Origin of the sequence: Mesorhizobium sp. M1A.F.Ca.ET.072.01.1.1, from assembly GCF_004023325.1 — a bacterium.
GTDB lineage: Bacteria > Pseudomonadota > Alphaproteobacteria > Rhizobiales > Rhizobiaceae > Mesorhizobium.
In genome coordinates this window covers 1-2,459 of record NZ_RZSF01000563.1, presented here as the reverse complement: position 1 = coordinate 2,459, position 2,459 = coordinate 1, and the positions used below count along the sequence as shown (strand labels likewise).

At 64.7% G+C, this 2,459-nt stretch carries 2 protein-coding genes; both read left to right on the top strand.

Annotation, left to right across the window (positions count from 1 at the left end; translation table 11 throughout):
- Positions 1 to 1,807: monovalent cation:proton antiporter-2 (CPA2) family protein (locus EOA32_RS36285; protein WP_245499519.1), on the top strand; the 1,807-nt coding region annotated here is incomplete at its 5' end.
- A gap of 10 nt (positions 1,808 to 1,817) precedes the next feature.
- Positions 1,818 to 2,366, top strand: a complete 549-nt coding sequence (locus EOA32_RS36280; RefSeq protein WP_066992399.1) for a DUF924 family protein — start codon at positions 1,818 to 1,820, stop codon at positions 2,364 to 2,366.
- The last annotated feature ends 93 nt before the right edge of the window (positions 2,367 to 2,459 follow it).

Genomic DNA, 2,459 nt, shown 5'->3' with positions numbered 1-2,459 from the left:
CGTACAGGTAGTGGCGCTGCTCGCTGCCGGCGTGATCGCCGTGCCGATCTTCAAGCGCATCGGGCTGGGCTCCATCCTCGGCTATCTCGCTGCCGGTGTGGTCATCGGGCCGTTCGGCCTCCGCATTTTTTCCGAATCGGAATCCATCCTTCACGTCGCCGAGCTTGGCGTCGTCATGTTCCTGTTCATCATCGGCCTGGAAATGCAGCCGTCGCGGCTCTGGGGCCTGCGCCGGGAAATCTTTGGTCTCGGCGCGCTGCAGGTTGGCGTCTGCGCCGTTCTGTTGACGCTCGTCGGCCTGGCCGGAGGCTTTCCGATCGCGCAATCCTTCGTCGCCGGCGCCGGCTTTGTGCTGACCTCGACCGCGATCGTCATGCAACTGCTCGAGGAGCGCGGCGAGATCGCCGCACCCAAGGGGCAGCGCATCGTCTCGATCCTTCTGCTCGAAGACCTGATGATCGTGCCGCTTCTGGCGCTGGTGGCGTTCCTGGCGCCCGGGGGCGCGCAGACCAGCCTGTCTGAGCGCTTGACCGAAGTGGGGATCGGGATCGCGGCGATCATCGGCCTCGTCGTGGCCGGTCGCTATCTGCTCAACCCGCTCTTCCGCATCCTAGCCGATGCCCGCGCCCGCGAAGTGATGACGGCCGCCGCCCTGCTGGTGGTGCTTGGGTCGGCGCTAGCCATGCAGCTTTCCGGTCTGTCGATGGCGATGGGTGCGTTCCTCGCCGGCGTGCTGCTCTCCGAATCGACCTTCCGCCACCAGCTCGAAGCCGATATCGAGCCGTTTCGCGGCATCCTGCTCGGCCTGTTCTTTCTTGCCGTCGGCATGTCGCTCGATCTTGGCGTCGTCGCCCAGAACTGGCGCTTGGTCGCCATTTATGTCGTCGCCTATATGGTCATGAAGGGGCTCGGCATCTATCTGGTCGCGCGTATGCTCAAGAGCGGCCATCGCGAGGCGCTCGAGCGCGCCGTCTTCATGGCGCAGGGCGGCGAATTCGCCTTTGTGCTCTATTCCTCGGCCGCCGTCGTCGGCATCATCGACGGCCAGGCCAATTCCACTCTGACCGCCATCGTCATCATCTCCATGGTGCTGACGCCCGTGGCTATCTTGGCACTGCGCTACCTCACCCCGCGCGACGAGCAATCGCTGGAAGGCGTCGACATCGCCGACGGGCTAACCGGCAGCGTGCTGATCATCGGCTTCGGCCGCTTCGGCCAGATCGCCAGCCAGCCGCTGCTTTTGCGCGGTCTCGACGTCTCGATCATCGACAATGAGGTCGAGATGATCCAGGCGGCGGCCGATTTCGGCTTCAAGGTCTATTACGGCGACGGCACGCGGCTCGACATCCTGCGTGCGGCAGGCGCTGGCCGCGCGCGCGCCGTGCTGATCTGCGTCGACAAACCGGACGTGGCCGTGCGCATCGCGCAATTGATCAAGGCGGAATTCCCGCTGGTCACTATCCTGGCGCGTGCCTTCGACCGCGGCACCGCGCTGCAACTCATCCGCGCCGGCGTCGACTATCAGTTGCGCGAGACCTTTGAATCGGCGCTGGTCTTCGGCGGCTCGGCCCTGGAAGCGCTGGGCGTCGATCCGGAAGAGGTAGCCGAGGTGATCGAGGACGTCCGCCGCCGCGACACAGCTCGCATCGAGACACAGCTCGCCGAAGGTATCCGCGCCGGCCAGCGCTTTCTCAAAGGCAATATCGGCACGCCGATCCCGACCCCGCTCGCGCAGCCGCGCCGCGCCGGCCGAGCGCTGAACGAAGAGACGGCCGGCGTGCTGAACAAGGCAGAGACGAAGAGCTGAGGAGCAACGCATGGCAGAACTCGACCCGCGGGCGCTTGCCGTCACCAAATTCTGGCGCGATGCCGGCGAGGACGCCTGGTTCGAAAAGAACGACGCGTTCGACTCGGGTTTCCGCGACTGCTTCCTCGAGCTGCACCACGCCGCCGCCCGGCGCGAATGCGACGCCTGGAGCGAGCATGCCGAAGGATCGCTGGCGCTGATGATCCTGCTCGACCAGTTTCCGCGCAACTGCTTCCGCGGCACCGGGCATATGTATGCGACCGATCCGCTGGCCAGGCATTTCGCCGACCGGGCGATCGCCGCCGGTCAGGATCTCGAGTTCGAAGAAGCGCTTCGCGTCTTCCTCTATCTCCCCTTTGAGCATTCGGAGTCGCTCGCGGATCAGGAACGCTCGCTCGAACTCACAGCGGCGAGGGCGCCGGATTATCTCAAATACGCCAAGGAGCACCTGGAGATCATCCAGCGCTTCGGGCGCTTCCCGCATCGAAACAAAATGCTCGGCCGCGAGACGACGCCAGAGGAAAAGACGTTTCTCGAGGGCGGCGGTTTCTCCGGCTGATAGCCGGACCAATTCCAGAAAGTGTAGCGATTTTCCGCCCAGAAAATTGCTTGAAAACAAACGGCTCAGCCGAGCCATCTCTCCCGGCCGGCC

Bases quoted from the DNA above. Each gene is read 5' to 3' on its own strand.
- EOA32_RS36280 (WP_066992399.1), top strand. From the start codon at position 1,818: ATGGCAGAACTCGACCCGCGGGCGCTTGCCGTCACCAAATTCTGGCGC.